At 71.3% G+C, this 25694-nt stretch carries 20 protein-coding genes; 9 read left to right on the top strand and 11 right to left on the bottom strand.

The features are described from left to right. Positions 1 to 174 precede the first annotated feature (174 nt). Both WMF24_RS36150 and WMF24_RS36145 read right to left on the bottom strand, forming a co-directional pair. On the bottom strand, positions 175 to 1278 hold the full coding sequence (locus WMF24_RS36150) for a hypothetical protein (RefSeq protein ID WP_437732004.1): 1104 nt from the start codon (positions 1276 to 1278) through the stop codon (positions 175 to 177). 32 nt (positions 1279 to 1310) lie between these two features. Next, the gene (locus tag WMF24_RS36145; protein WP_437732003.1) at positions 1311 to 1589 is read right to left on the bottom strand and encodes a hypothetical protein; all 279 of its coding nucleotides are present in this window, start codon (positions 1587 to 1589) and stop codon (positions 1311 to 1313) included. A gap of 1268 nt (positions 1590 to 2857) precedes the next feature. On the opposite strand from WMF24_RS36145, the gene WMF24_RS36140 reads away from it, so the two are divergent. Beyond that, positions 2858 to 3265, top strand: a complete 408-nt coding sequence (locus WMF24_RS36140; protein ID WP_437732002.1) for a response regulator — start codon at positions 2858 to 2860, stop codon at positions 3263 to 3265. A gap of 76 nt (positions 3266 to 3341) precedes the next feature. Next, positions 3342 to 4238 (top strand): dienelactone hydrolase family protein, encoded by an 897-nt coding sequence (locus tag WMF24_RS36135; protein ID WP_437732001.1) that lies wholly within the window; start codon positions 3342 to 3344, stop codon positions 4236 to 4238. A 165-nt stretch (positions 4239 to 4403) separates the two neighbouring features. Here WMF24_RS36135 and WMF24_RS36130 read toward each other — a convergent pair whose 3' ends face one another. Continuing rightward, positions 4404 to 4772, bottom strand: a complete 369-nt coding sequence (locus WMF24_RS36130; RefSeq protein ID WP_437732000.1) for a hypothetical protein — start codon at positions 4770 to 4772, stop codon at positions 4404 to 4406. Positions 4773 to 5041: 269 nt separating this feature from the next. Between WMF24_RS36130 and WMF24_RS36125 the strand changes: the two genes are divergently transcribed. After that, positions 5042 to 5752, top strand: coding sequence for a thermonuclease family protein (locus WMF24_RS36125; protein WP_437731999.1), 711 nt, complete (start codon positions 5042 to 5044; stop codon positions 5750 to 5752). Between the two features lie 552 nt (positions 5753 to 6304). After that, entirely contained in the window at positions 6305 to 7645 is a 1341-nt protein-coding gene (locus WMF24_RS36120; RefSeq protein WP_437738895.1) for a cytochrome B6, read from the top strand. Positions 7646 to 7929: 284 nt separating this feature from the next. Here the strand turns inward: WMF24_RS36120 and WMF24_RS36115 are convergent, their stop codons facing one another. Then, positions 7930 to 9495: a sigma-54 interaction domain-containing protein gene (locus WMF24_RS36115; protein ID WP_437731998.1), complete on the bottom strand. Its 1566-nt coding sequence runs from the start codon at positions 9493 to 9495 to the stop codon at positions 7930 to 7932. A gap of 168 nt (positions 9496 to 9663) precedes the next feature. Here WMF24_RS36115 and WMF24_RS36110 point away from each other — a divergent pair, with 168 nt between their 5' ends. Together WMF24_RS36110 and WMF24_RS36105 are read left to right on the top strand one after the other, a co-directional pair. Further along, the gene (locus WMF24_RS36110; protein ID WP_437731997.1) at positions 9664 to 10899 is read left to right on the top strand and encodes an RtcB family protein; all 1236 of its coding nucleotides are present in this window, start codon (positions 9664 to 9666) and stop codon (positions 10897 to 10899) included. Next, entirely contained in the window at positions 10896 to 11603 is a 708-nt protein-coding gene (locus WMF24_RS36105; RefSeq protein ID WP_437731996.1) for a peptide chain release factor-like protein, read from the top strand. The genes WMF24_RS36110 and WMF24_RS36105 overlap by 4 nt, the downstream gene beginning before the upstream one ends. A gap of 107 nt (positions 11604 to 11710) precedes the next feature. Here WMF24_RS36105 and WMF24_RS36100 read toward each other — a convergent pair whose 3' ends face one another. Then, a complete protein-coding gene (locus WMF24_RS36100) occupies positions 11711 to 13168 on the bottom strand; it encodes a DUF1036 domain-containing protein (RefSeq protein ID WP_437731995.1) in 1458 nt (485 codons plus the stop codon). A gap of 416 nt (positions 13169 to 13584) precedes the next feature. On the opposite strand from WMF24_RS36100, the gene WMF24_RS36095 reads away from it, so the two are divergent. Continuing rightward, positions 13585 to 14088: an endo-1,4-beta-xylanase gene (locus WMF24_RS36095; protein ID WP_437731994.1), complete on the top strand. Its 504-nt coding sequence runs from the start codon at positions 13585 to 13587 to the stop codon at positions 14086 to 14088. Between the two features lie 55 nt (positions 14089 to 14143). On the opposite strand, the gene WMF24_RS36090 is transcribed toward WMF24_RS36095, so the two are convergent. Continuing rightward, positions 14144 to 14689, bottom strand: coding sequence for a response regulator (locus WMF24_RS36090; RefSeq protein WP_437731993.1), 546 nt, complete (start codon positions 14687 to 14689; stop codon positions 14144 to 14146). 24 nt (positions 14690 to 14713) lie between these two features. Here WMF24_RS36090 and WMF24_RS36085 point away from each other — a divergent pair, with 24 nt between their 5' ends. Both WMF24_RS36085 and WMF24_RS36080 read left to right on the top strand, forming a co-directional pair. After that, positions 14714 to 16045, top strand: coding sequence for an ATP-binding protein (locus WMF24_RS36085; RefSeq protein ID WP_437731992.1), 1332 nt, complete (start codon positions 14714 to 14716; stop codon positions 16043 to 16045). Positions 16046 to 16328: 283 nt separating this feature from the next. Beyond that, on the top strand, positions 16329 to 18335 hold the full coding sequence (locus WMF24_RS36080) for a membrane dipeptidase (protein WP_437731991.1): 2007 nt from the start codon (positions 16329 to 16331) through the stop codon (positions 18333 to 18335). 99 nt (positions 18336 to 18434) lie between these two features. Here the strand turns inward: WMF24_RS36080 and WMF24_RS36075 are convergent, their stop codons facing one another. The 5 genes from WMF24_RS36075 to WMF24_RS36055 all read right to left on the bottom strand — a co-directional run bounded on the left by WMF24_RS36075 (position 18435) and on the right by WMF24_RS36055 (position 25694). Then, positions 18435 to 18947, bottom strand: a complete 513-nt coding sequence (locus tag WMF24_RS36075) for a hypothetical protein (protein WP_437731990.1) — start codon at positions 18945 to 18947, stop codon at positions 18435 to 18437. Positions 18948 to 19411: 464 nt separating this feature from the next. Further along, positions 19412 to 20596 (bottom strand): SUMF1/EgtB/PvdO family nonheme iron enzyme, encoded by a 1185-nt coding sequence (locus tag WMF24_RS36070; RefSeq protein WP_437731989.1) that lies wholly within the window; start codon positions 20594 to 20596, stop codon positions 19412 to 19414. Positions 20597 to 20665: 69 nt separating this feature from the next. Further along, positions 20666 to 21319 (bottom strand): LolA family protein, encoded by a 654-nt coding sequence (locus tag WMF24_RS36065; protein ID WP_437731988.1) that lies wholly within the window; start codon positions 21317 to 21319, stop codon positions 20666 to 20668. A gap of 137 nt (positions 21320 to 21456) precedes the next feature. Next, positions 21457 to 23925: a cytochrome c peroxidase gene (locus tag WMF24_RS36060; RefSeq protein ID WP_437731987.1), complete on the bottom strand. Its 2469-nt coding sequence runs from the start codon at positions 23923 to 23925 to the stop codon at positions 21457 to 21459. A 248-nt stretch (positions 23926 to 24173) separates the two neighbouring features. Further along, on the bottom strand, positions 24174 to 25694 hold the full coding sequence (locus WMF24_RS36055) for a C45 family autoproteolytic acyltransferase/hydolase (protein WP_437731986.1): 1521 nt from the start codon (positions 25692 to 25694) through the stop codon (positions 24174 to 24176).

Raw genomic sequence — 25694 nt, 5'->3', positions numbered from 1 at the left:
CAACGAGCTATGCCCGGTCCGAGCGGAGATCCACGTCCGCGCGGCCAACGGCGAGCCTGATGGTGACTGGAGAGGTCTCACGCCAGGCTCGCAGCGCGCGCACCGCATCGGGCGGGAGCGCCCAGGCGCGGGGGCCATCGGTCTTGTTCTCGTCGAGAACAACCGCGGAGCGCTCTAGGTCGGGTTCACCGCGATCTGCATCTGGGCGATCACGATGTCTCCCTCCATCCATGCCTTGGCACGAAGGCCGCTGTTGCCCCGCTCGTCGGCCTTGATGGCGCCTGCGTACGCCGTCGCCAGGCTGCCGGTGGTGCGCGCCTTGTACGGCTCGTACTTCGTATGAACGGAGTCGGTGAAGGCGGGATCGAAGTAGAACTGCGTCGTGAAGATGTGGGATCCACCCTGGTAGTTGACGCGGCCCATCGACATCGACCCCTTCTTGAAGCAGACGAAGTGGATGTGAACGTCGCGGCCGTTGTACCAGCCCGGGAAGATGCTCCGGAACGAGACGATACCGTTCGCGTCCGTGGTCTGCACGCCGCGACAGAAGCGCTCGGTGGTGTCGAGGTTGTTCTGATTCGGCCTGCCCGCGTACGGCGAGTCGGGGTTCTGCTCGTTGGCGGTGCCCCTGGCTCCGAAGCCGCTGTAGAACCCCTGCCCGTCCGTGTGCCAGATGTAGACGTCCACGTCGGCCAGGCCCACGCCCATGCCGTCGCAGTTGGGCTTGCTCAGGTCGAGCACGCGCAGGTGGAGGTTCATCTCCACGCCCGGCGCTGCGCTCTCGTTGTAGCGACCACGGATGTCCTGCCGGAACAGGGAGATGTCGTCGTTCTTTTCGAGCTCGTGAATGAAGAAGGGGCCCTGACCGGCGCCGTCCGTCTTGTTGAACGCCGTGCACATCGGCACGTCGTCGAACGGCGGCACGATCATGCTGTCGCCGCTGCCACCGCCTCCCATGCCTCCCATGCCCGGGTCGGTGCCCCCCGCGCCTGCGCCGCCCTCGCCGCCGGTGCCCGCGCTCGCGCTCGCGCTCGTGCTCGCGCTCGTGCTCGCGCTGGTGCTGCTCGCGCTGGTGCTGCTCGCGCCGCTCCCGCCCGTGCCCCCGGACCCGCCGGCGCCTCCGCCGCCTCCGGTCTCCGAGCCGACCGACCCCTCGTCTCCGCACGAGATGATCCCGGGCGCGGTGATGGCGAACGCGCCGAGCTTGATGAGCGCCTGCCGCCGGTCGAGGACCCCGCGGAGCAGATCACGAGTCTCGATATCCTTCTTCGTATTCATAAGACAGTCTCCTTGGATGGATCGCTGACCTGCTAGTGAGCGTTGGTGGGGCTCGGCGCCCCGTCCATGATCCACTGGCGCAGGATCGTCAGCTGGTCGGCCGCAAGCCCAGCGGAGCAAGACGGCATCGATTGCTTGTTACAGGCCGGCCCCTCGGGGCCCTCAGGACGGTCCCCGACATCGGCCTGGCACGCGGTGAGGATCGATGGAACGAGCGCGCCTGCCATGCGCCGCGAGGCACGAGCGTCGACGCCGCCCGACCACAGGCGAACGCGCCCGTCGTCCACGGTGAGACTGTGCTTCAAGGACATGAGCTGCCCTCCGTAAGAAAGCTTCGTGCGGCACGCAGAGGCACACGCAGTCGTGGTGCGTCGGACCGACAACGGGAATACCGTTGCGCGGTTCCATTGTCAAATGGATACGTTGATTCTCGGGGATACAAAAAGCGAAGTGCCCCCGGTGCTGAGACCGCTCCGGTTCATGACAGATCGGTGGGCGCAGAGCCGGATCCCGGCCCTGATTTCATCTATCTTGTCAAGCGTCGGCCGGCGCTCACCGGCCAGGATCGTGGCTCCTGCATGGATGACGCGGACCAGGGGATGATCGGAGTGCTGGCGCGCTCATCGAGCGTGGTGATCGGCACGTGCTCGTCGAGCAAGAATCAGCACGCGAGCGCGGGCTTGTTCATCGTGCCGCAGCCGTGGTCACAGGTGACCCAGCCGAGGAGCTCTGGGTGTCGAGGTGCTCTCAGACCTTCCTTGCGGTCCACACCGACGGGTGCGGTCCGCCGTTTCCGTTGTTGTTCAAACCTTCGCGCATCCCCCCCTGAGCGCTGATCGCGCCGGATGCGACGAGGAGACACGACGCCGTGCGCCCCGCGCCCGAGGGCGCTCGTCCTGTCACGGAAGATGCGCACGCGGCCCCCGAGCCACGGCGGCGCATCGCCGTCGATCTGCCGGAGCGTCTGACCGTCCGGCTCCCCCCCGGCCGCTCGCCAGCTGTCGACGCCGCGGACGCCGAGCCGGCACGGGACCGTGCGGGCGGCGCGCTCGCGATCCGCGCAGCAGTGATGGCGAATAAGTGCAGTACGCCCGTGCGCACAAGGGTCTCCTGGGGGTTTCGGTGAATTCCCGGCCCGGACCGATGTGATCACGCAGGGCGATGGAGGCGGGGTTGCCTAGGCAGGTTTACCCATGGATCAAGCGATCAGAAGGCTGCGCTCGAGTCTGTCTGAGCGGCTGTCGGCAAAGGCTCGTAATCGACGCGCGCGACGCGATCGCTCGTTCGGGATCTCCAGGGGGTCGATCGCGCGCACGGCAGGCGCGGAAAAGGGGAGGCGCAGAGGCGGGGCGGGACGGGGCAGGCGAGCGTGGCGCGGGGCAGGACGGCGCGTGGCGCGGGGCAGGGGGTGTGGCGCGGGGCAGGGGGTGTGGTGCGGGGCAGGTCGGCGCGTGGCACGGCACACCGAGAACGTCCACAGTGTATTCCAGTGCCGGCTTGCCGGAAAATTGGCATCCGCTTCTGCTTTCGCTGTTTCTGTTGTAGTAGGCCCTCCCAGGATCTCCGCCAGGATTCCCGTATGACCCGCATCCTCCTCATCGACGACTCCGCCGCCATGCGAGCGCACATGCGGGCGGCGCTCGAGGGGGCGAAGGAGCTCGGGCCGGCGGTGGAGATCGCCGAGACGGCGAGCGGGTTCGAGGCGCTCCGGCGGATGCACCGGGGCGCTTACGGCGCGGTGATCATCGACATCAACCTGCCGGACATCGACGGGCTGGAGCTCATCCGCTTCATCCGTCAGAGCCGCCACCACCGCGACGTCGCGCTCGTCGTCGTCTCGGCGATGTCCTCGGCGCGCGATCGGGAGCGCGCGTTCCGGCTCGGCGCGCACGCGTTCGTCGCGAAGCCGTTCTCGCCGGACACCCTGGCGTCCGCCGTCCGGCGGGGCCTCGCGTCCAGCCAGCTCGGCCTCCGCATCGCGACGTGAGCGCGGCACAGGCGCGCGCCGCGTCGCCGCGGCGAGGCTTCCGGCGCGCGGCCCCGAGCTGGTAGGGTGCGCCGCCATGAAGCTCCGCCCCCGCCTCCGCCTGGCAGCGTCGCTCGCGCTGGCCGTCGCGACCGCCGCCTGCTCCGCCTCGTCCCCCGCGCCGCCCGCCGAGCCGCCGCCCGCCGCCGCCCCGGCGCCCGCGCCGACGCCGTCCAGCGCCGCGGATAGCCCGACCGGCCTTCTCTCGGAGGAGGACTTCAAGGCCATGCACCAGCTCCGGTCGGACAAGGCGCCGCCCGCGCGCGGCCAGTCGGTCGAGGTGGCCGGGACGCAGGCGTACCTGAGCCTGCCGAAGGACGCGAAGCCGCCGATCCCGGCCGTCGTCGTCATCCACGAGTGGTGGGGCCTGAACGAGCACATCAAGCACTGGACCGACCGCCTCGCCGAGGACGGCTACGCCGCGCTCGCCGTCGACCTGTACGGCGGCAAGGTCGCGACGACGCCGGACGACGCGATGACGGCGATGAAGGCGGTCGACGAGGCGAAGGGGATGGAGACGGTGCGCGCGGCGCATCGCTTCCTCACGACCGACGCGCGCATCTCGGCCCCGCGCACCGGCTCGATCGGGTGGTGCTTCGGCGGCGCCTGGTCGCTCAAGCTCGCGATGAACGAGCCCGAGCTCGACGCCGCGGTCATCTACTACGGCCGGCTCGTCACCGACCCCGCGAAGCTCAAGGCGATCAAGGCGCCGGTGCTCGGCGTGTTCGGCAATCAGGACAAGGGCATCCCGCCCGAGGTCGTGAACGAGTTCGACAAGGCGCTCCACGAGGCAGGCGTCGAGCACGAGGTGCTCCGGTACGACGCCGACCACGCCTTCGCGAACCCGTCGGGGGAGCGGTACGACACGAAGGCCGCGGCCGACGCCTGGGAGAAGGTTCGGCGGTTCCTGGCGGCGAAGCTGAAGGGGCAGTAGTCGGCGAGGCGGGCTCCGGGCGGCGCTCGTCGTCGCACGCGAGCCCCTCGGTCCCGTGGGGTCGCTCGTCGGGGTGTACGAGCACCGTAGCGGTCGGCTTCAGCGGGGCGTGGCGTCGGCGCGCGCGGCGCTCCGCGACCGCCGCGCGTCGACACCGCGCTCCGCTCAGCGGGCCTTGAGCCGCTCGAGCTCCGCGCGCGCCTGTGCGAGCTGCCGCTCGGCCTCCTCGCGGAGGCGCTGCTCCCCTTCGCGGAGGCGCTGCTCCCCTTCGCGGAGGCGCTGCTCCTCCTCGCGGAGGCGCTGCTCCTCCTCGCGGAGGCGCCGCTCCCTGTCGAGTTCGGCGGCCAGCTCCTCGGCCACGCGCTGCGCCTCCTCCTGGTGGGCGATGACCTGATCGAGCATGCCGCCCAGGCGGGCGATCATCTCCTCGGCGTCCTCGAGCGGCGCGTTGCCCGCGAAGAAGCGGAGGCGGGGGCCGTCGAGCAGGAGGTCGAGGCCGAGCACCTCGGAGGCGAACCGGCCAGCCTGGGGCACGATCCGCTGGTAGGCGGGCGGGCGCCAAGCCCCTGAACGATGTCCATCACGCCTGGGCGCCCTTTCTCGTTGCGGTTTTCTCTGCCTCTCTCTCCTCTGCCCGGCGCATCAGGCCACCCCACGCACTGCGGGTCAGGGCGGCCGAGCGCTTTCATCAGCGCCGGGGCCGCCCCATAGCGTCATGGAACAGGCCACCTGCGCAGGACCGGAGTCCGAGCGCCCTGACGAATGACGGTTTCTGAGGAGTCCATCCATCCAAGGAGGGGGCGATGACAGGACTGCTTCCGGGATTCCGGAGGTTCATCGGCTACGTATCCCTTGTTTCCCGGAGGCGGAGGCTCCGCAGGGCGCCGGATCTGCCGGGCGCCCGCTTCCCCGCGACGGTGGTGAGGACGGTCGACGGGGACACGCTCCACGTCCGCGACGAGCGGGGCGTCACCCACGCTGTCCGCATGCTCTCGATCGATACGCCGGAGACGCACTTCCTCGGCGCCTCGCAGGGCTACTGGGCCGAGCGGGCCGCGGCGCGGCTGTCCGAGCTGCTCCCGGAGGGCGCCGACGTCGAGATCCAGACGGACGAGCAGCCGTGCGACGCCTACGGGCGCGTGCTCGGGTACGTCATCTCGGGAGATCGGCTGATCAACCGGGTGCTCCTCGAGGAGGGCCTGGCGATGACCTATATCGTCGCCCCGAACCTGCTCCACGCGCAGGACCTCTCCGAGGCCGCGCAGCGGAGCTTCACCGCGCGGCGCGGCATGCTCGGCGATCCGAGCGTCCTCCTCCCGTACGAGTTCCGGTGGAGCCTGCGGGGCCAGTCGAGCGCGAAGCTCGTCGGCAGCCTCTCCCGAGGCGAGGTGCTCGATCTCTCGGAGCGAGAGCGGATACCCTGCTGGGATCGGGTGTTCTTCTTCGACGTGCGCGACGTCAAGGATCCTTTCGTCCGCGCCGAACCGGCGCGGCGCGGACGCAGAGACGGGTAGCCCTCCCGAGCGACGCGGTCACCCGCCGTCACGTCGCGCTGGCGCGTCACGTGAGCGTCGCCGCCACACGCGTGGCAAATTGCCTCATCTGGCCCCGTGTCCGAAACGGAGCGTCCTCGGCCGGCATCTGCCAGGTTGAGCGAGAACAGAGCAGTTTCTGCGTCTGGCGCTGCGCTGCGCCCCTCGTCCGGAACGACGTGCACGGCGGACGCGACCTTGGCACGGGAGCCGCCTCTGGACGGATCTCGGTGCCTGGCCCGTGTGCCCGGCGAGTCGGCGTGGTGCGTGTGCCGGGCAGGCGCGCCGCATGCCGGAGCGCCGGGGCGCGGGGTCGTTCGTTGTTCCGCATCGACCGTTTCCTCGGGAAGGAGCGCTTGTATGCCTGTGAAGAAGATGGATGTGTCTTGCCTTGTCGCGTGCACCGCGGCGCTCTCGCTCGGCCTCGTGCATTGCGCCTCGGCCCCGGGCCCTGGCCCTGAAGAGCCCACCGGCCCGCGGGAGGCGCTGCCGGCGGTGGCCGGGACGGTCGCGCCGGCGGGGCCGAGGGCGTCCATGAACGCGAACCCCCCGCCCGGCCCAGAGACACCGCGCACGAGCTACCTGCCGGTGGAGGACAAGGAGCCGTTCGCCGAGATGGTCGCCCGGATGAAGGCGGAAAAGCCCGCGGTGATGAAGCGCCATCAGGCCCTGCTCGACGAGCGGTACGATCTCTCGAACCGCCCAGCGCCCGGGGTCACGATGTCGCGCGGGAAGCCCGTTCAGGCCGGCGTCCGGGTGAAGCTCCCGAAGGGGACGACGTGGGAGGCGCTGGCCGGGCTCGCGCCCGACGCCATCCGGGAGCAGGGGCTCTGGCCGAGGGGCTTCCTGCCGCTGCCGCACGCGAACCACCCGGAAGGGGGGATGGTCTTCCCGAAGTTTCACATCGACGAGCTGAAGCGGCAGACGGCGCGCGATCTCACGCGCTTCGATCTGGACTTCGACCTGCCGGACCACCTCATCTCCGAGTTCCCGGCGCCGATCTACCTCACCACGCGCCCTGATCTGGGCGACGTCTCGAAGGGGCAGCTCGTCACGATCGACAACTTCTACGAGCTCTTCAACGGCATCCTGACGCCGAAGCAGCTCGAGGGGCTGCGGCTCCTCGTCACGCCGTTCCCGCAGATGCAGTTCAACGCGACGGCGGACCGGCGCTCGGAGCGGGCGAGCCTCGGCGTCGCCTGCTTCGATTGCCACGCGAACGGGCACACGAACAACGCGTTCCACCTCGTGGGCGACACCCGGCCGCAGGAGTTCCGGCACCGGGTCGACACGCCGACGCTCCGCGGCGTCAACATCCAGCGCCTCTTCGGCTCGCAGCGCGCGCTCAAGACCGTCGAGGACTTCACCGAGTTCGAGCAGCGAGCGGCCTATTTCGACGGCGACATCGTCATCGCCGTGAAGAAGGGGATCAACATCCTGGATCGCGGCCATCAGGTGCATTCGATGTCCGAGTTCCAGGAGATCCTCGACTTCCCCCCGGCGCCGAAGCTCGCCATCGACGGCCGCCTCGACCCGGCGAAGGCCACCCCGGAGGAGCTCCGCGGCGAGCAGGTCTTCCACGGCAAGGGCCGGTGCGGGACGTGCCACGCGCCGCCGTACTACACCGACAACCTGATGCACAACCTGCGGGCCGAGCGCTTCTTCAAGCCCGAGCTCATCAACGGCCGGATGGCCACCGCCGACGGCCCGATCAAGACCTTCCCGCTCCGCGGCATCAAGGACAGCCCGCCCTACCTGCACGACGGGCGCCTGCTCACCCTGGAGGACACGGTGGAGTTCTTCAACCTCGTGCTCGGCACCAGGCTGACCGCGCAGGAGAAGGCCGACCTCACGGCGTTCCTGCGGGTCCTGTAGGTCCCGCGTCGCTCCGGATCACCCCTGATTCATGAGAGATTTGAACCACAGAGGGCACAGAGGGCACAGAGGGCACAGGGGATAAGAAAAGAGATGTTGATCTCTCTCCTCTGTGTCGGCGTCTCTGTGGTTCAAATCTCTTCTCTCTCTCTCTCTTCCTCTGTGCCCTCTGCGCCTCTGTGGTTCAAATCTCTTCTCTCTCTCTCTCTTCGTCTGTGCCCTCTGCGCCTCTGTGGTTCAAATCTCTTCTTTCTTCCTCTGTGCCTTTGTGGTTCAAATCCCCATCACGGAACCTCCGACGCGCTCCGACCCGCGCTGCCGACATGGCGCAGGCCATGGGCCGCCATCTTGCGCTTGAGCGTGTTCCGGTCGATGCCGAGCGCCCGCGCCGCGCGCGAGATGTTGCCCTCATGGACGTCGAGCGCCCGCGCCACCGCGGCGCGCTCCGCCGACGCCACCGCCTCCGCGAGCGTCGCGATCGACGCGTCGCCCGCCGGCGCCCCTCGCCCGGGCCCGCCCGCCCCGCCGCCCGCCGGCCCGGCCGCCGCGGCGATCTCCGGCGCGAGGTCGCCGACGTCGACGGTCGCGTCGCAGAAGACCCCCCACCGGTGCACCTCGGCGCGCAGCTCGCGCACGTTGCCCGGCCAGCGGTGCTGGTGCAGGCGCCGCATCGCCTCGCGCGTCACCTTGAGCCCGCGCCCCTTGCGCCGCGCCCGCACCTCGTCGAGGAACGCGTCGACGAGGATCTCGATGTCTCCCCCCCGGGCGCGCAGCGGCGGGACCTCGATGACCGCGCCGCGCAGCCGGTAGTACAGATCCTCGCGGAACGTCCCCTGCGCGACCATGGCCGCGAGGTCGCGGTGCGTCGCCGCGACGACGCGCACGTCGAGCTCGATCGCCGCCTCGCCGCCCACCCGGCGCAGCGTCCCGTCCTGGAGCACGCGCAGGAGCGACGCCTGCACCCGCGGCGACAGCTCGCCGATCTCGTCGAGGAACAGCGTGCCGCCGTGCGCCTGCTCGAAGACGCCGCGCCGCCGCCCGGCCGCCCCCGTGAAGGCGCCGGCCTCGTGGCCGAACAGCTCGCTCGCGAGCACGCCCTCGGCGAAGACCCCGCAGTTCTCGGCGATGAACGGCCCCCGGCCGCGCGGGCTGTGCTCGTGGATCGCCCTCGCCGCCAGCTCCTTGCCGGTCCCCGTCTCGCCGAGGATCAGCACGGGCACGTCGGTCGCTGCGACCCGGGCGATCCGGGCGCGGAGGAAGCGCATCGGCTCGCTCTCGCCGACGAGCACCGCCTCGCGCGTGCGCGCCTCGGCCCGCAGCCGCACGACCTCCTCGCGCAGCGCGCGGATCTCGGGGAACCCCTCGATGTCGAGCCGGACCTCGCGCACGGCCCGCGGGTGCGGCCTCGGCACGAACGCCGCCGGGATCACCTGGAGCATGCGCGCCGGCAAGAGCCCCGCCTGCACGAGGATGACCCAGAGCGTCTGCGCCTGCGGCGTGCCGGCCGAGAGGAGCACGTCCGTCGCCCAGGCCGCCGGCGGGAAGGCGCGCTTCTGCTTCGCCAGGAGCGGCCCGAGCGCCCGGAAGAGCTTCGCGTGGTCCGACGGATCGTCGACGTCGACGACGCGCAGCTCGGCCCGCGGCGCCCGCCCCCGCGCCCGCTCGACGAGCGCCCGCGACGGCGCCTCGCCCGCCGGGATGGTCAGGACCACGATCGCGTCGTAGCGGCTCTCCTCCTGGTCGAGCAGCCGCAGCACGGGCCCGCGGTCGCTCTCCGGCCGGCGGCCCTGGTGCGCCGGCGCCGGCCCGAGCGTGCCCGCGTCCGACCAGGTGAGGAGGAGGCGCTTCACCGGTGCACCGTACACCACACATGATGCACCACGCACCATCGAATCTGGTGCGCCGTGCACCATCCCGACACGTTTTGCCGGCGCGGGCGCGTCCCGCGCGCTGGCACGGGAGCCGCAAGTCCCCTCCGCGTCCGCCGCGCCGCGCGCGTCGGGCCACGGAGATCCTCGATGAAATCGCCCGCCGACAGCGCCGTTCTCCCCGCCCATGCCCGCCTCGTCGCCCGCGACGACGTCTGGCTCGAGGGCAACGCCGTCCAGCAGTTCGCCCGCGTCGCCGCGCTGCCCGGCTGCGTCCGCGCCGTCGCCATGCCGGACCTGCACGCGGGCCGGGGCATCCCTGTCGGCGCGGCGTTCGCGTTCGCGGACCGCGTCGTCCCGCAGCTCATCGGCGGCGACGCCGGCTGCGGCGTGCGGCTCGTCGCCACGTCGGTCGGCCGGATGGCGCCGGATCTCCTCGAGCGGCGCGCCCGCGAGGCGATGGAGGACGACCCGCTCGCCGGCTGCGACCCGGCGGAGGTGTTCGAGCAGGTGTGGCGCCGCGGCGCGCGCGGCCTCGCGGAGGTGGGCGGCGCGCCCGAGGCGCTCGCGCGGCTCGCGGCGGCGGAGCCGGAGGACGGCCTGCGCCCGAGCGGCGATGCGTCGCCGTACCGCGCGGGGTACGAGGGCGCGCTCGGCTCGGTGGGCGGCGGCAACCACTTCCTCGAGATCGCCCGCGTCGGCGCGCTGCGCGACCCGGCGTCGGCGCGCGCCATCGGCCTCGCGGCCGGCGACCTCGTGGTCCTCGCGCATTCCGGCTCGCGCGGGCTCGGCGGCGCGCTCGGGCAGCGCTGGGGCGGCGCGGTGCTCGAGGGGGACGCGGCCGAGCCGTACCTCGGGGAGCTCTCGGGCGCGCGCCGCTTCGCGCAGGCGAACCGGCTGCTGCTCGCCTACCGGATGCTGCGCGCGCTCGGCGCCACGCGGGCGTCGAAGATCGCGGGCGGGTTCGACATCGTCCACAACGACGTCGCGCGCGAGGCGGTGGACGGCGAGCCCGTGTGGGTGCACAGGAAGGGCGCGGCGCCGGCCCGGGGCGACGATTTCACCATCGTGCTCGGCTCGCGCGGGACGCCGTCGTGGGTGATGCGCTCGCGCGACGCCGAGGCGGGGCTGCGCTCGGTGGCGCACGGCGCGGGGCGCAAGATGGGGCGCGGCGAGGCGCGCGAGAAGATCGCGGCCAGGTACCGGCGGCGCGAGCTCGCGCGCACGGAGCTCGGCGGCCGCGTCGTGTGCGACGACCCGGCGCTGCTGCTCGAGGAGCACCCGGACGCGTACAAGCCGATCGAGCCCGTGGTCGAGAGCCTCGTGGAGGCCGGCCTCGCCACGGCTGTCGCGCCGCTCGTGCCGGTGATCACGGTGAAGCGGTGAGCCGCCGGTCCTGGGTGCAGATCACCGCGGGCCGGGGGCCGCTCGAGGTGCGTCGGTTCGTGGCGCTCCTCGCCGGGCGCATGGAGGCGCTCTGCGAGGAGCGCGGGCTCGCGGTCGTCGACGTCACGGTGCACGGCGACGAGGGCGCGCCGGCGTCTGTCGAGATCCTCGTGGAGGGCGACGCGCGGCGCTGCCTCGGGGGCGAGGTCGGGACGCACGCGCTCGTCGAGCGGAGCCCGGAGCGGGGGCGGGCTGCGCGAAAGCGGTGGTTCGCGGCCGTGGCGGTCCACCCCGCCGAGGCGGGCGCGGGCGCGGGCGCGGGCGCGGGTGTGGACCCGCGCGAGCTCGAGATCTCGGCCTGCCGGGCGGGCGGGCCGGGGGGGCAGCACGTGAACAAGACGATGTCGGCGGTGCGGATCCACCACCGGCCGAGCGGGATCACGGTGCGCGTCGCCGACGAGCGGTCGCAGCGCGCGAACGTCCGACGCGGGGTGGAGCGCATCGCCGAGCGGCTCGCCGAGCGCGCCGCCCGGCGCCTCGCCGAAGGGGAGGCCGCGCGCTGGAGCGAGCACGACCGCATCGTCCGGGGAGAGCCGGTGAGGACGTACCGGGTGGGGCGCAAGGGCGAGCTCGAGGTGGCGCCTTGGCGGCTCCCCAAGTACCGCACGACCCTCTCTCCGGGGCGCCGCACGAGCGCGCGGTAGGCGTGAAGCAGGGGCGCTCCGCTCTGCGCCCGCTCACCATCGTGGCGGAACGCCGATCACCATCGGCACAATCAGGAGCCGCGGAGGGCGGCCGAGCCGACGCTCCGCTAAGAACCGAATGTGAACGTGTTCAACCCGCTGTGAAGCTCGGTCTTGTGGCCGTGTACCAGGGAGGCGCCCGTGCCGCGGCACGGCTGCGATTGGACGTGCTTGAACCTGTCCGGGTGGTGAACACAGAATCCCAGCTCCGAGGGGACCTCCCATCTCCGCGACGCGCCGAAGCTCTCGCCGTAGACCCAGACAGGGCCAGTGTACGAGCCCATGCCGACCTCGACGCAGCGACGATTGCGGTCGTCGAGCACAAACCAGCCCTCGCTGAACCAATAGTCGAAGTCGCCGCGCAACAGCGCGACCATGAGCTGGCTCTCACCTGACTCGTTGCAGAGCCTGAGGCGCGTCTCTTCGCCGGTGAGGGTCCACGTGAAGGTGTCCGAGCCCTGGGTTTTCCATGGATTCGGGATGGATGTGAAGAGGGCTGCCTCCGAAGTGGGGTCTTGACGCGAGCAATCCGCTACCGTGCCGCCCGTCGTGGCGCTGACGAGGTGCGAGAACGAAAATGGCGTGTGCTTGACGCAGAACTTCTTGGCGCCGTTGCCCCACGTGATGAGGTGGCCGTCCCTCTGGACGAAGGCATAGGCGTAGACCTCCTGCACGTTGTTGTTGAGCATGCGGCACTCGTCTCGGCGGATGGCGAACCAGCCGTTCGAGCTCATGCTGCCCACGAGGGTCAGGCCTTCGTCCCACGTCGCGGTTGCGACGTAGATCGTGTCGTATCCTGACTTGTTGCAGACCTGGAAATTCCACGGCTTGGACTCGGTAATCCGCTGCGCGGCCGCCTTGATCGAGTCGTTCTCTCTGACGCTCTTCTCGACCTCTTCCGCTTGCAGCTCCATGTGGTTCTTCTCGTAGCTCATTCCGGCCAAGAACCACCCTTCGAAATAATCGCGCCCGAATTTTGCGAGGTTCTCGCCGCGCTGGACGTATTGCCAGGTGTGTACGAGCTCGTGCGCCAGCACCGTGATCTGCTCCATCGGCGTCAGCTCTTCCTTTCGCGCCCTGATGTAGATGTCGTAACCGAAGGTCTGGGCCCCGGCCTCCACGGCGATCTCGTACCAATCGTAGCCAATGCCGGGCGGCAGCCAGCTGCCCCAGTGGATTCGCACGCGATGGACGAGGTCTGCGAAGTTATAGCCCCAGGCGTTGTAGAGAACATCACGGATCTCCCTGTCCATGATCTCCCATGTCGGGTTCTTCTTGCTGAGATGATCGCTCATGAACTGGTACGCCTGCGCGCCCATCTCGCCAAAGGCCGCCGCTCCCGGGTTGCTGACATCCCAGCACGCCGCTGCCACCGCGGGCACGCACGCCGCGAAGCAGATCGGGTCGACGTTTTTAAGGAAGCCCTTTTCACACTGTGAATCGCAGGGATCGCAGTTGAAGGCGCGCGCCGGTGTGGGCGCGACGAACGCGCTCAAGAGCGCCGCCGAGACGATTGCAAACCTCATGGTGCTCCGCTCCTCTCCGTCGTGGTCTTGGTCGCCGCAGATACGGCCTTCAGGGCGCAGCGTTCGACATCCGTCCAACGCCGCTCGGCCGCAGCGACGGATCGCTGCAACAGGAGGGCCATGTCGTACAATGTAGCCATTGGTACACATTATGGGTGGATGTGTGGAAGATGCTGTGCGCTGCACACCCATGACGTGCTGGCGTGTTGGTGGATCCTGTCCCGTTTTCGTGGACACTCCAGAAGGCCCAAGAAGTCAGGGGTGGCACCCCGGCGCGCGTCGGCGGCTGCGGACGCAAGGGCGTGCCTTCTGGTTTCACCGGATCCAGAGCGTGGTTCCATCGTTGGCGAGGATCGCGATCTGCGAAGCAGATGTGGAGGGAACCGCCAGATCGCGCGCGGCGTTGCCTGGAAGAGGTGCGATACGCGCGGGGGGCCAAGCAGCAGGGCATCTACAACATGCTCAAGGGCCTGCTCGATCAGGGCGTCCCGGTCCACGGCGTCGGGCTGCAATCGCACCTGAACATCGAGCCCCCCACGGTGACGACGAACCAGGCGGTTCACCAGCACGTCGCCAACCTGGAAGAGGCGATCGAGCTCTATTCGTCGCTCGGCCTGGAGGTGCAGGTCACGGAGCTCGATATCTCGCTCTACATCCCCGGTGTGACGTACAACCCCAGCACGTTCTACACGGCCGCGACCTTCACCGACGACCTGAAGGCCACGCAGGCCGCGCGCTACCGGGAGTTCTTCGAGCTGTTCCGGAGGCACAGGTCGGTGATCACCGGCGTCACCTTCTGGGGCATCGCGGACGACAACACATGGCTCTCCGAGTCCAGCTCGGGGCGCAAGGACTTCCCGTTGCTGTTCGACGTCGACCACGACCCGAAGCCGGCCCTCGACGCCGTGATGGATTTCTGAGCGATCTCGAGGGCCACAGGGGCTGGCCGACGCACGGATCAGCGCGCTACCTCTCCTACGCGCGCCGCCGGAGGATGTGCTGGAGTAGCTGGCGCGAGATGTTGAGGAGCTTCGCCGCCATCCGCCGATTTCCTCCGGCGCGCGCGAGCGCCTCGTCGACCATGATGGTGCGCACCTGCTCCTCGACGTCCTGGATCGACGCCCGCCCCACCGCCGCGCGCACCTGCGGCCGGAGATCGGGCGGCCGCGCCAGCGCGTCGTCGATCGTGCGCTCCAGCTCCTCGAGGCGCAGCGGCTTCGCCAGGAACGAGCGCACGCCCATCTGGGCGAGCCGGAACGAGACCGCCGGGCTCGCCGAGCCGCTGATGGCCACGATCGTCGGGGCGACAGCGCAGGTCATGGCCCGCTCCACGACGTCGACGGCGTTCCCGTCCGGGAGCATGACGTCGGCGATGATCCCTTGAAACGCCCCGTCCGCGAGCGCGCGATGCGCCTCGGCCACCGACGCGCAGGCGACGACCTCGGCGCCGCGCACCTCGAGCGCCTCGCGCAGCGCGCGCCTGAGCCGCGCGTCATCCTCCACGATCAGCCAGCGTAGCATGGTGTGGTATCATGCCCCCGGTCCATGGAGGCGCAACGTCTCAACAGGGCGGAGCGGGCCAGCCTCCCGCCGCTGTCGACCGGGGCGCAGCTCGACGCCCTCATCACGCGCGAGGCGCTGCGGGGCGAGCGCACCGCCTCGATCGCGCGGAGCGTCTTCTGCGCGGCGCTCCTCGCGCGGTTCCTCGCCGTCCACACGCCGATGGCGCCCGGCTCGCACGCCCGCGTGTTCATCGAGGTTCCGCTGCTCCTCGGCGCGGTCGCCGCCTCGCTGTACGTGTGGTGGAGGAGCCGGCGCGTCGATGCCTCCCCCCACCTGCTCCTCTTCTCGGTCGGCGTCGACGCGCTTGTGTGCTTCCTGGCGCTGCTGCCGAACGTGCTATGGCCCTGGGAGGGCTACCCGGGAATCTTGCAACTGCCCGATACGGCGGCGCTCCTGATCACGGTGTCCACGAGCGCGTTCCGGCTCGTCCGCCGGGCGGTGCTCCTCGCGACGGCGGCGAACGTGCTCTCCGCGCTCGTGCTCATTGCGCTCGACCGCGCGCTGAACGGCAGCCACGACCACGATCTCTGGATACCAGCGTCCCTGTTCTTCATTCTGCTCCTGACGGCCGCCTGCGCGGCGCTCCTCGTCACGATGCGCACGCTCCGCGTCGTCGAGCTCGGGGCGCGCTCCACGCTGCGCGCGGAGCGGGCGCAGCGGAATCTGAGCGTCATGCTGCACGAGCACCACGACGTGAAGACCTCGCTGTCGGCCGCCCTCATCGACGCCGATCTCCTCCGGCGGGAGCTCCTCCGGGTCGAGTCCGCGAGCGCCGAGCGCATGTCGCGAAAGCTGGAGCAGCTCCGTGAGAGCGTCGAGGAGGTCGCCTCGGCCATGGGGCACATCCGCGAGCGGACGATCCGCGAGCTCGACGCGCTGCGCGCGACCGCCCCCGCCGAGATCGGCGAGGCGACCCGCGGCGCCCTCCGGGTCGTCCGGCGGCGCTATCAGGGGGTGAAGGTCGACGTCACGGATCGCGCGGAGCGCACCGCGGTCCTGTTCGCGGGGGGGCACGACGTGCTGGAGCACGTGCTCCTGAACCTCCTCGTCAACGCGTGCGAGGGGACCGGCGAGCGCGGGGCGTCCAGCGTGACGCTGGACGCGCGGCCGCTGGGCGGCGGACGGGTGGCCATCGAGGTGACGGACGACGGCCCAGGGTTCCACGACACGCCGAGCCCGAAGCCGGGTGGGTCCGGACAGGGGCTCGGCTTCGTGGCCGGCATGGTGGAGTCGAGCGGTGGGCTCGTCCTGCGCGCCAACCTCCCGGAAGGCGGCGCCAAGGTCACGCTCGAGCTGCTCGAAGCGCCGGTGTGACGGCGGAGCGCAGCGGCGAGCGGCGGCAGCCTCGGAGTCGACGGCCCGAGCGCGCGTGAGCGTCACGCTGCCTGCGGGTCGCGCCGGGCCGCCCACGGCGCGAACACAGGCGCCGCACCGGCGCGGCGCGCGACCAGGGGGGCAAAAAGATTTGCCCTTATCGTACCCCTGGGCATGCGGTACGCCTCGGTGCCGAAATGGATGCTCGCGTGGACTCCATGGCCCGCAAACCTCTGAAGGATGACTCGATATGAAGAAAGCCAGCCCGATGACAGGTCCTGTAGTGGCTCCCGTCTTGAGCGCGCTCGCCGCGGCCGCGCTGACGCTCGCGGCCTCCGGCCCGGCGAGCGCGCAGGCGCGGCGCTCGCCGATCTTCGATCCCGCGCTGAACGCTCCCGGCCGACCGCTGCGCGGGTTCGCCGATCTCCACACCCACCCGATGGCGCACCTCGGCTTCGGGGGGCACGTGCTCCACGGCGCTCCTGGCGTCGACGTGCTCATGGCGCCGGGGACCATCTACGATCCCAGCGGTCAAGGCGTGTCTGGCGCCACGTGCAACGGGTCGGCGCGGCGCGCCGCCAGCATCGCGGAGGCGCTGGGAACCAGCTACAGCACGCACCGGGGGCACGATCTTTTCAAGAACAAGTGCGGGAACCACGTCCGCCAGATCGTGCTCGGGGAAATGGCGAAATCCCACGGCATCCGCTCGTTCCAGGTCGAGCGCCCCGTGGGGTACCCGACGTTCGCGCACTTCCCCGCGCACAACGATATCCTGCACCAGCAGATGTGGGTCGACTGGATCCGGCGCGCGAAGGAGGGGGGCCTCCGGGTGATGGTCGCGCTCGCCGTCAACAGCCGCACGCTCGCCCACGGCGTCGAGGCGAACCCGCCCATCGACGACAGGGCGTCTGGCAATCTCCAGATCGACGAGCTCGTCCGCTTCGTCGGCAAGCACGACGCGTGGATGGAGATCGCGCGTTCCTCCGGCGATCTCCGGCGCATCGTGGAGAGGAACAAGCTCGCGGTGATCGTCGGTGTCGAGCTGGACGACATCGGCAACTTCGTGTGGAACAAGACGGCGCCGACGGAGGCCCAGGTGCGCGCCGAGATCCGGCGCCTGCACGGCCTCGGGGTGCGCTACGTGTTCCCGGTCCACCTCACCGACAACCTCTTCGGCGGCGCCGCCGCCTACGAGGACGAGGTAGCGCGCGCCAACCGCTTCCAGACGGGGAAATGGTGGGACCTCGAGTGCTCCCGCGGAGAGGGCATCACGAAGCGGATCCAGTCGGGGAACGATCTCTTCAAGCTGATGAAGCTCGGCGACGCCGGCGGTCACATCCCGCTTCCGAGCTGCAAGCCGGGTGAAGGCCACAAGAACCGCCTGGGGCTCTTGCCCATGGGCCGCGTCGCCATCAACGAGATGATGAAGCTCGGGATGGTCATCGACATCGATCACATGTCCCAGAAGATGGTGGGCGACGTGCTCGCGTTCACCCGCTCGACGCCCGGCGGCGCGTATCCGCTCGTCTCGGGGCACAACGGGCTCCGCGGCTCGAGCGGCAACGAGAACGGCCGGACCGACGCCCAGTACAGGGAGATCGCCGCGCGCGGCGGGCTCGCGGGCGTCGGCTTCGGCGACTCCGACGCGCGGAGCTTCCTGCGGAGCGCGGCCGCCGTGGCGGCCATCGCGCCGGGCGGCAAGCCGCTCCAGATCACCCTCGGCTCGGACATCAACGGGATGGTCGTCATGCCGCGCTCTCCCGAGTGCCAGGCGCCCCGCGACCAGGCGGCGACGGTGCCGGGCGACGCCTGGCGCCACCCGCCCGCGCAGCTCCGGTGCACAGGGGGCGAGATCGACGTGCGCTCCGCGCGCATCGGCTGCCTCGACATCCAGACCAGCGGAAACCTCACGAGCCTCGTCGGCCGCAGCTGCAACGGGAAGACGTCCTGCTCTTACAAGGCTCCGACCCCCGACGAATACAGCCGCGCCGGTGTACGGGCCGCGACGCGCAGCTTCTGTACGCAGGCCATGGAGATCGTGTACCGGTGCGTCGATCCGGCCGCCCGGGCGTGCGTCGATTACTCGAAGTTCCCCAAGGCCCGGATGGGCAGCCGCTCGTGGGATTACAACGAGGAGGGGGTCGCCCATATCGGGCTCTTCCCGGACTTCCTCAAGCACGTCGAGGCGCTCCCGGGCGGAGAGCAGCTCATCGACCGGCTCTACGGCGGCGCCGAAGGCTTCGCGCAGATGTGGGCGAAGGCCGAGGCGGTCGGCCGCTCCGTCCGCTGATCCGTGAACGTCCGCCCCGGAGCTGGGACGCTGCAGAGGACGACGTAGGCGTCGGGGCCGGCCACCGGCCCCGACGTGGGGCCGGTCCAGGTCCCGCCGCTAGCGGTGCTCCCACATCACGATGAACCTTGTCGTGTTCTTCCCCGGGTTGAACATGTTGCCCTCGTGGATGCTCGCCGAGAAATCGATAACTCGGTCCCCGGACTGGGACGCGCTGAACCCGATAGCGCCGTTGTGGCCATCGATGTCCACGACGATCGAGCCGGGGACGATTTTCCCCGGGCTCACGATCCTCTTGACGCAGCCCCGCGAGCCAGGCCAGCCGCTGTTGCAGGTCACGAACGAGTGAGAGGAGAGCGCCTGCTCCGCCTCTCCCACGGCCTCATCGCTCAGGGCCTCATCGCCCAGGGCCTCGTCGCCCTCCTGCGCGATGCAGCCTCCGAGCGCCATGGAAGCGAGAATGGCCATCGCCCCGGTGCACTTCCTGAGGAGCCTCACGCCTCGGCCCCCGCCGCTCGAACGAGCTCGCCGCTCGTCGCTTGGCCGGGCCACGGTGAGGTTCTCCTGGCATTCGGAGAGCGCGTCTTTTCCACCCTTGATGTCGTGTGTCATGTGGTGCCTCTGTTCATGCTTCCGGTGTTTGTCGTTCCAGCGGCGTGGTCGTGGCGAGCGGCGCGTCGGCGTCGCGCGCTGCCTGGGCGCAGGCGCGGAAGCCGACGCGCCGACCCACCACAGAGGGCCGGGGATCCCCGCTGGATCGGCCACGGGCAGTCGTCTCTCTCCTGCAGGTCGGAGCCAGCGCCGGACCTGTGGCGAGATGGCGCTATCCAGGCCGATCTGTCCTTCGGGCGTCGCCGGTCGCGGAGCTCGTGTGAGGACCGCGCCCTGGCAAAGCGGTAGTACCGCGCGGTCCGATGCAGGATAAGGGCAAACTTTCTTGCCCCACCGGGCAAATCTTCTTGCCCCCACGTGCACGCGCGTCGTGCGCCCGAGGGGCGCTCGCGTTCACGGGAACGATGTCCGTCAGCTCCAGAAGCTCGGCGAGCGCGGCCCGCTCACCGATCCTCGCCGCCCGCTCACCGCTTCTCGCCGCGCTTCTCGCCGTTCGCCGGCGCGCCGCCCGCCGGCGCGCCGCCCCCCGGCGTCGCGTCGACGGCGCCCGGCCCGAGCAGCGTCCCGCACATCGTCTTGCACAGGATGTCCGTCGGCCGGCACTCGCACTTGCCCTGCTCCTTCAGCTCGAGCTTGCCGCGCATCTGCTCGATCGTGAACTGCGCGAGCCGCTCGACCCGGTCCATGCTCCACCCCTCCTGGACCTGGCGCGGCGTCCGCGGATCGGTCGCCTTGCCGTCGGGCTCGGCGCAGCAGCGGAAGCTCAGGAAGTAATAATAAAAGCCCTCGTCGTGCGTGTAGATCTTCGGGCGGCACTGGTTGCGCACGCCCTTGTACCAGGGGCCGCCCGTGTGGACGCTGTCGAACTTGCCGCGCCAGCCGCCGGTCGTCTCGCTCGACACCACCTCGTCGGTGTTCGCGGGCAGGTCGGCGACGCCGTAATCGCTGATGCACTCGGGCTGCGACCCGCTCCGCACGCCCTTCCACAGGCGCGCCAGCTCGGCCGGATCGCGCTTCGCCACCTTCTTCATGTCGGGATCGTCCCAGAGGTGGTCGCCGTTGCACTTCGTCGCGTCGCGCGAGTACCCGTAAGGGAACGGCTTGAGCTCGGGGCCCTCGCAGGCGAGCGTCCACTCCGACTCGGTGCAGAGGCGCTTGCCCACGGCGGCGCACTTGACCTGCGCCTGGTGGAATCGATTCATCACCTCGGGCCGCTCCCCCTTCTTGTTCGGCCACTCGTACGTGTCGATGCAATACCGCTTCTTCACCTTCTCGCCGGTGCAGCGGCCGGGGGTGGGCGCGAACTCCTCGCAGACGGTCTTCTTGTTCGACTTGTCGTACCAGCTCCGGAGGCAGGTGTGCTCGACCTCGGTGCAGTACTCGCCCTCCACGAGCTTCATGTCGGCCGGGCACGCCTGCTCCTCGGCGGCGGCGCTCGCCCCGTCGGCCGCGCCGGGCTCGGCGGCGGGCGCGCCGGGCTCGGCGGCCGGGGGCGCCGCGCCCGCGGTGCCGGCGGGGGACGGAGCGGCCGCGGGCGGGCGATCGTCGTGCGCGCGCGGGGGGGCCGGCGTCTGCGCGGGCTCCGGCGGGGCGCCGGAGCAGGCGGCAACGAGCGTCAGGGCGGGGAGGGGCAGCAGGAGGCGTCGCATGGCCGGCGTCATAGCCGAACTCGCGGCGAGGGGAACCCGCCGTCGCGCGCCGCCCTCGCCGCGCGCCCCTCAGCCCTGCTGCTTCGGCGCCCTCATCCGAGCCGGGTCGACCGTCACGTCCCGCGCCACCTTGCCGAACGCGATGACGCTCCGGTCGCCGTTCCGCTCCTCGATCACGACCCGCCGCACCGACCAGAGCTCCGGCCCCGAGGTCATCTCGAGGCTGCGCACGTGCTTCGCGACCTCCTCGGCCCGCGGCCTCGCCGCCAGCGTGATCCCGCCCTCGCGGCTCGGGATCGACAGCTCGTAGCGCGCCCGCAGCTTCTCGAGGTCGCCGCCGAGCAGCACCAGGAGATCCGACAGCACCGCGCCGAAGCGCCCGGCCGCGCCCCGCCCCGCGCCGGCCGCGCCCTTCGGCGTCGCGAAGCCGAACCCCTCGGGCGTGATCCAGTAGGTGATCGCGTCCGGCGGCTTCAGCTCCCAGCGGAGGCGGTCCGGCAGGACGAGCGTCATCTCCCCGTCGCTCTTCACCGCCGTCGCGAGCAGGCCGATGCTCCGCTCCTGCGTGAACGGCGCGACGAGCGTCTTCACCGACGCCCGCGCCCGCGTGATCTCGGCCAGCGCGTCGCCCACCGCGTCGGCGCGGGCGCGGCCGGCGACGCCGCCGACCGAGAGCGCGCCGCCGCACGCCGCGAGGCCCATCAGGAAAGATCGTCGCTGCATCGTGGTCCTCTTACCCCAGTTACCCCAGACGGACCGGCCGCGCGTTGCTTCATCGCGGCCGGCGGACGGGGCGAGCGCGCGGGCAGCCGCGCGGCCCGCCCTCAGGGCGAGCGCGCGGGCAGCCGCGCGGCCCGCCCTCAGTCCGGGATGGGCTTCGGCGTGTTGGGCCCGCTCTCCGGGAGCTCCGGCTTCGCGATGTACTCCTTCGGGAGCTCGCCGGTCAGCGACTTGAGCCAGACGACGATCTGGTCGACCTGCGTGTGGTCCAGGTCCTTGCCGAGCTGGTGCTTGCCCATGAGCCGCACCGCCTCCGGCAGCGACGAGACCGACCCGTCGTGGAAGTACGGCGCCGTCATGGCCACGTTGCGGAGCGTCGGCACCCGGAAGACCATGAAATCAGCCTGCTTCTTCGTGATCTCGAAGACGCCGCGGTCCATCGTGTCGGGCCACGAGCGCACGAGGCCGAGCTTCTGGAACATCGTCGCCCCGACGTGCGGGCCGAAGTGGCACGTCACGCAGCCGACCTCGACGAAGGTGTTGAACCCCTCCTTCTCGGCGTTGGTCAGGGCGTCGGGATCGCCCTCCAGGAACTTGTCCCACCGGCCGCGCGTGAACAGCTTGCGCTCGAACGCGCCGAGCGCCTTCGCCGTGTTGGTGACGGTCACCGGCCACGGATCGTTCGGGAACGCCCGGCCGAACGCCTTCACGTACTCGGGGATCGAGCGCAGCGTCGCCTCGAGCCGCACCGGCGTCATCGCCATCTCGCTCGGGTTCATCATCGGCCCGTTGGCCTGGTCCTCGACGCTGTCGAACCGCCCGTCCCACATCAGCGAGAAGAACCCCGCGGAGTTGTAGACGCTCGGCGTGTTGCGCCGGCCGCTCTGGTGCGCGTGCCCGATCGACACCTTCGCGCCGTCCGCGCCGTAGCGGTCGAGCGGGTGGCACGAGTTGCACGAGAGATCGTGGTTCTTCGACAGCCGCGTGTCGTAGAAGAGCATCCGGCCGAGGCTGATCTTCTCGTCCGAGAGCGGGTTGGCCGACGACGTCACGACCGCCGGCAGCGGGTTGAAGCTGCCGAGCCGCTCCGGGTCGATTTGAACGGCCGGCTCGGTCGCCGCGGGCGCCGCCGCGCCGGGCGCGGCGCCGACAGGGGCCGCCTGCGGGGCGGCCGGGGCCGCGCCGGGCGCCGAGGAGGGCGCGGCCGACGTCGTCTTCTGCACGAGCCACGCGCCGACGCCGGCGCCGGTCGCGGCGACGAGCGCCGCCGCCGCCACGAGCGGCGCCGCCTTGCTGCGGGGGCGCGCCGCGGCGGGGGGCGGCTCGCCCGCCACGATGATCGTCCGCTGGAACGGCACCGAGGTGCCCGCGACCGTCATCGACGCCGGCGGGCCGTCGAGCCTCGGCTCCGACGCGCGGGTCCCGGCGCTGCTCTGCGCGTACGGCAAGCTGCGCTCCTGCCAGCTCCGGGGCGTGGCCACGGGCGTGGGCGGGCGCCGCGTCGACATCTCGGCGAGGTCCTGCCAGCTCCGGGGCGTCCGGGGCGTGGCCACGGGCGTGGGCGGGCGCCGCGTCGCCATGTCGGGGGACTCGGGCCAGTTCACGGCGGTGCCCACGGGCGTGGGCGGGCGCCGCGTCGGGGCCTCGGGGTTCGGGGGCGAGCGCGAGGGCGGCGGCGCGTCGGCCTGCACCGAGTCGGGCAGCGGCTCCAGCATCTCCTCGCGGATCGAGGTGCCGTACGGCAGCAGCGTCCGGACCGCGTCGAGCATCTCCGCCGCGCTCTGGAAGCGCGCGTTCCTGTCGATCTGGAGCGCGCGGTGCACGATCTCGCCGACCTCGTAGGGCACCCAGGGCGCCAGGCTCTGGATGGGCGGCGCCGGGACCGAGCAGATCGCGACGATCAGCTCGCCGAGCCCGCGGGAGTTCCGGTAGGGGGTGCGCCCGGCGAGCATCTTGAAGAGGACGATGCCGAGCGACCAGAGGTCGGTCCGGCCGTCGACGTCCTTCATGTTGCGCGCCTGCTCCGGCGACATGTAGATCGGCGAGCCGATCAGGTTGCTCGTGGCCGTGAGCTCCTGGTGCTTCTCGAAGCTGTCGTCCGCCTGGATCTTGGCGACGCCGAAGTCGAGCAGCTTGACCGAGAGCTCCCCCCCGTCGCGCCGGGCCAGGAACAGGTTGGCCGGCTTGATGTCGCGGTGGAGGACGCGCGCGTCGTGCGCCTTGATGAGGCCCATGCACGCCTGGGCCACGATGCACAGCGCGAGCTCGGGCGGCAGGGGGCCGAGCCGCCGGAGGAGCTGGTCGACGTCCTCGCCGGAGAGCAGCTCCATCACGAGGAAGGGCAGGCCGGTCGCCCTGTCCCTCCCGCTATCGAGCACGCTCGCGATGTGCTCGCTGTCGATGGCGCCCGCCGCCCTCGCCTCGCGCTCGAAGCGGGCCATGACCGCCTCGTCCTGCGCGAGCTTGCTCGTGATCACCTTGACGGCGACGCGACGACCGGTCCCGAGGTGCCGTGCCTCGTAGACTGCCCCCATCCCGCCCTCTCCGAGCAGCCCGAGGATGAGGTACCGTTGATCGAGGGTGGTGTTGATCAGGTTGATGTCCGTCATGGTCCGGTCGACCCGGTCGCCGCTCCGATGCGCCGACCTTGCGCCCCGGATCGCATTCTCGGACGGAAGTTCCCGCTAGGCAATCTCGCGGTAAGGGCGCCCCGGACGAGAGGTGTCCTACCGCCAGTGTACGGGCGTGGGCGAGAGCGGAGAGTGAACCCGGGGCGAAACGGCCTCGCGCCGAGCTCAGGCGGACCGGCGCCCGCGGTCGCGCCCGAGGTTCGGCGCGGTTCGTCACGGTTCCTTATTTAAGGAGCATCACGGCCGCGCCCGCCATCCGGAGAGGACGGATCGACCGCGTCGTTTCCGTGCTCGCTTCCGTGCTCGCTTCCGCGCTCGCCGCCCGGGTGGGGCGAGCCGGCGCGCTCCCAGGCGGCGTACGCGCCGCTCGTGAGCAGCGGGTCCTCGGGCAGGGCCGCGGGCTCGGCGGCGTCCACGGCGGGGTCGAACGCCGGGTCGAGGAGCCGCGCGAGGTCGAAGCGCAGGAAGCGGCCGGCGAGGTGGGGGCCCTCGCTGACCCAGAGCACGCGCGCCGTCGCGTCCATGACGACCGCGTGGGTCGCGATGAGCGCGTCGATCGCGCGCCGGTCGCCGAGCGGCAGCGGCGCGCCGCCGGGCCCGCGCTTGTCGCGCAGGATGTCGACGGCGGCCTCGATGGTGGCGCCCTCGGGCAGGGCGGCGAGCCGCTCGTCGAGGCGGCGGCGCCGGGCGTGGGTCGAGGTCTCGGCCTCGACGCGCCGGTTGCGCGGGTCGCCGGCGAGCGGCCCTTCGAAGTGGTTCGTGAGCGGCACCTTGCCCCGGCCGCGGCGCGCGTGGAGCGGCGCGCCGGGCGCCCGCTCGGCGATCGCGACGTCGCCGGCGGCGTCGACGAGCATCACGAGGTGGGAGACCATCGGCGCGCGCGCCTCGAGGATCGCGAGCGCCTCGCCGACGCCGCCCGCGCGGCCGAGCACCTCGCGCATCGTGTGGACGACCGGCTCGCCGGCGGCGCGCGGCTCGCCGGCCCGCCCGCCGTGGACGACGAGCGCCAGGCCCGCGGCGTTCATCCCGGTCACCGCGCCGACGAGGCCGGGCCAGGACACCGAGGCGTACGGGATCCTGCCCTGCTCGTGGACGAGGAACACCGCCTTGCCCTCGTCGAAGACGGGCCCTGCCTCGAAGTCGAAGTTGCGGGCGAGCACCGCGTGCCCGCCCGCCGACGCCTCGCCCGTGAGCGCGAAGCTCGTGCAGCCGATGAGCGGGGAGTGCTCGAACGAGAGCGCGATGTCGTAGAGCGACTGGAGGAAGACGAAGCGGTGGTACGTGGGGAGGAGGCCGTCGAACGGGTCGGGCGAGAAGGCGCGCGCCTGGGCGGCGATCTCGCGCCGCACGGCGTCCGTCATGCCCTCGTCGACGCCGCGGAACTGGAGGCGCGAGAGGTCCATGAGCAGCCACCGGAGCGGGGCGACGGGCACGTAGTGGCGGAACTGCTCGTGGAGGGTGCCCTCGTTCTTGACCATCTCCGGGTAGAAGAGCCGGCCGTGCTGGTGGCCGATCTCCTCCGGCGTTCCGGCGAGGCGCGCCTCGAGGATCTTGCCGCGGCGGCGGGCGTAGGCGGGGCCGAGCACGCGCAGCCCCGCCGGCCCGGCCGAGGGCTCGCCGGAGGCCGCGGCGAAAGGCGGCGGCTCGATGCGCGTGGCGGCGGCGATGCCGAGGTGCGCGAGGACCGGCGCGGCGAGGAGCGCGGCCGCCGCGATGAGCTTGCGCCGGTGGCGGGCGGCGCGCTTCAC

The organism is Sorangium sp. So ce1335, assembly GCF_051521615.1.
Lineage (GTDB): Bacteria > Myxococcota_A > Polyangia > Polyangiales > Polyangiaceae > Sorangium.
This window is presented reverse-complemented; position numbering and strand designations above follow the sequence as displayed.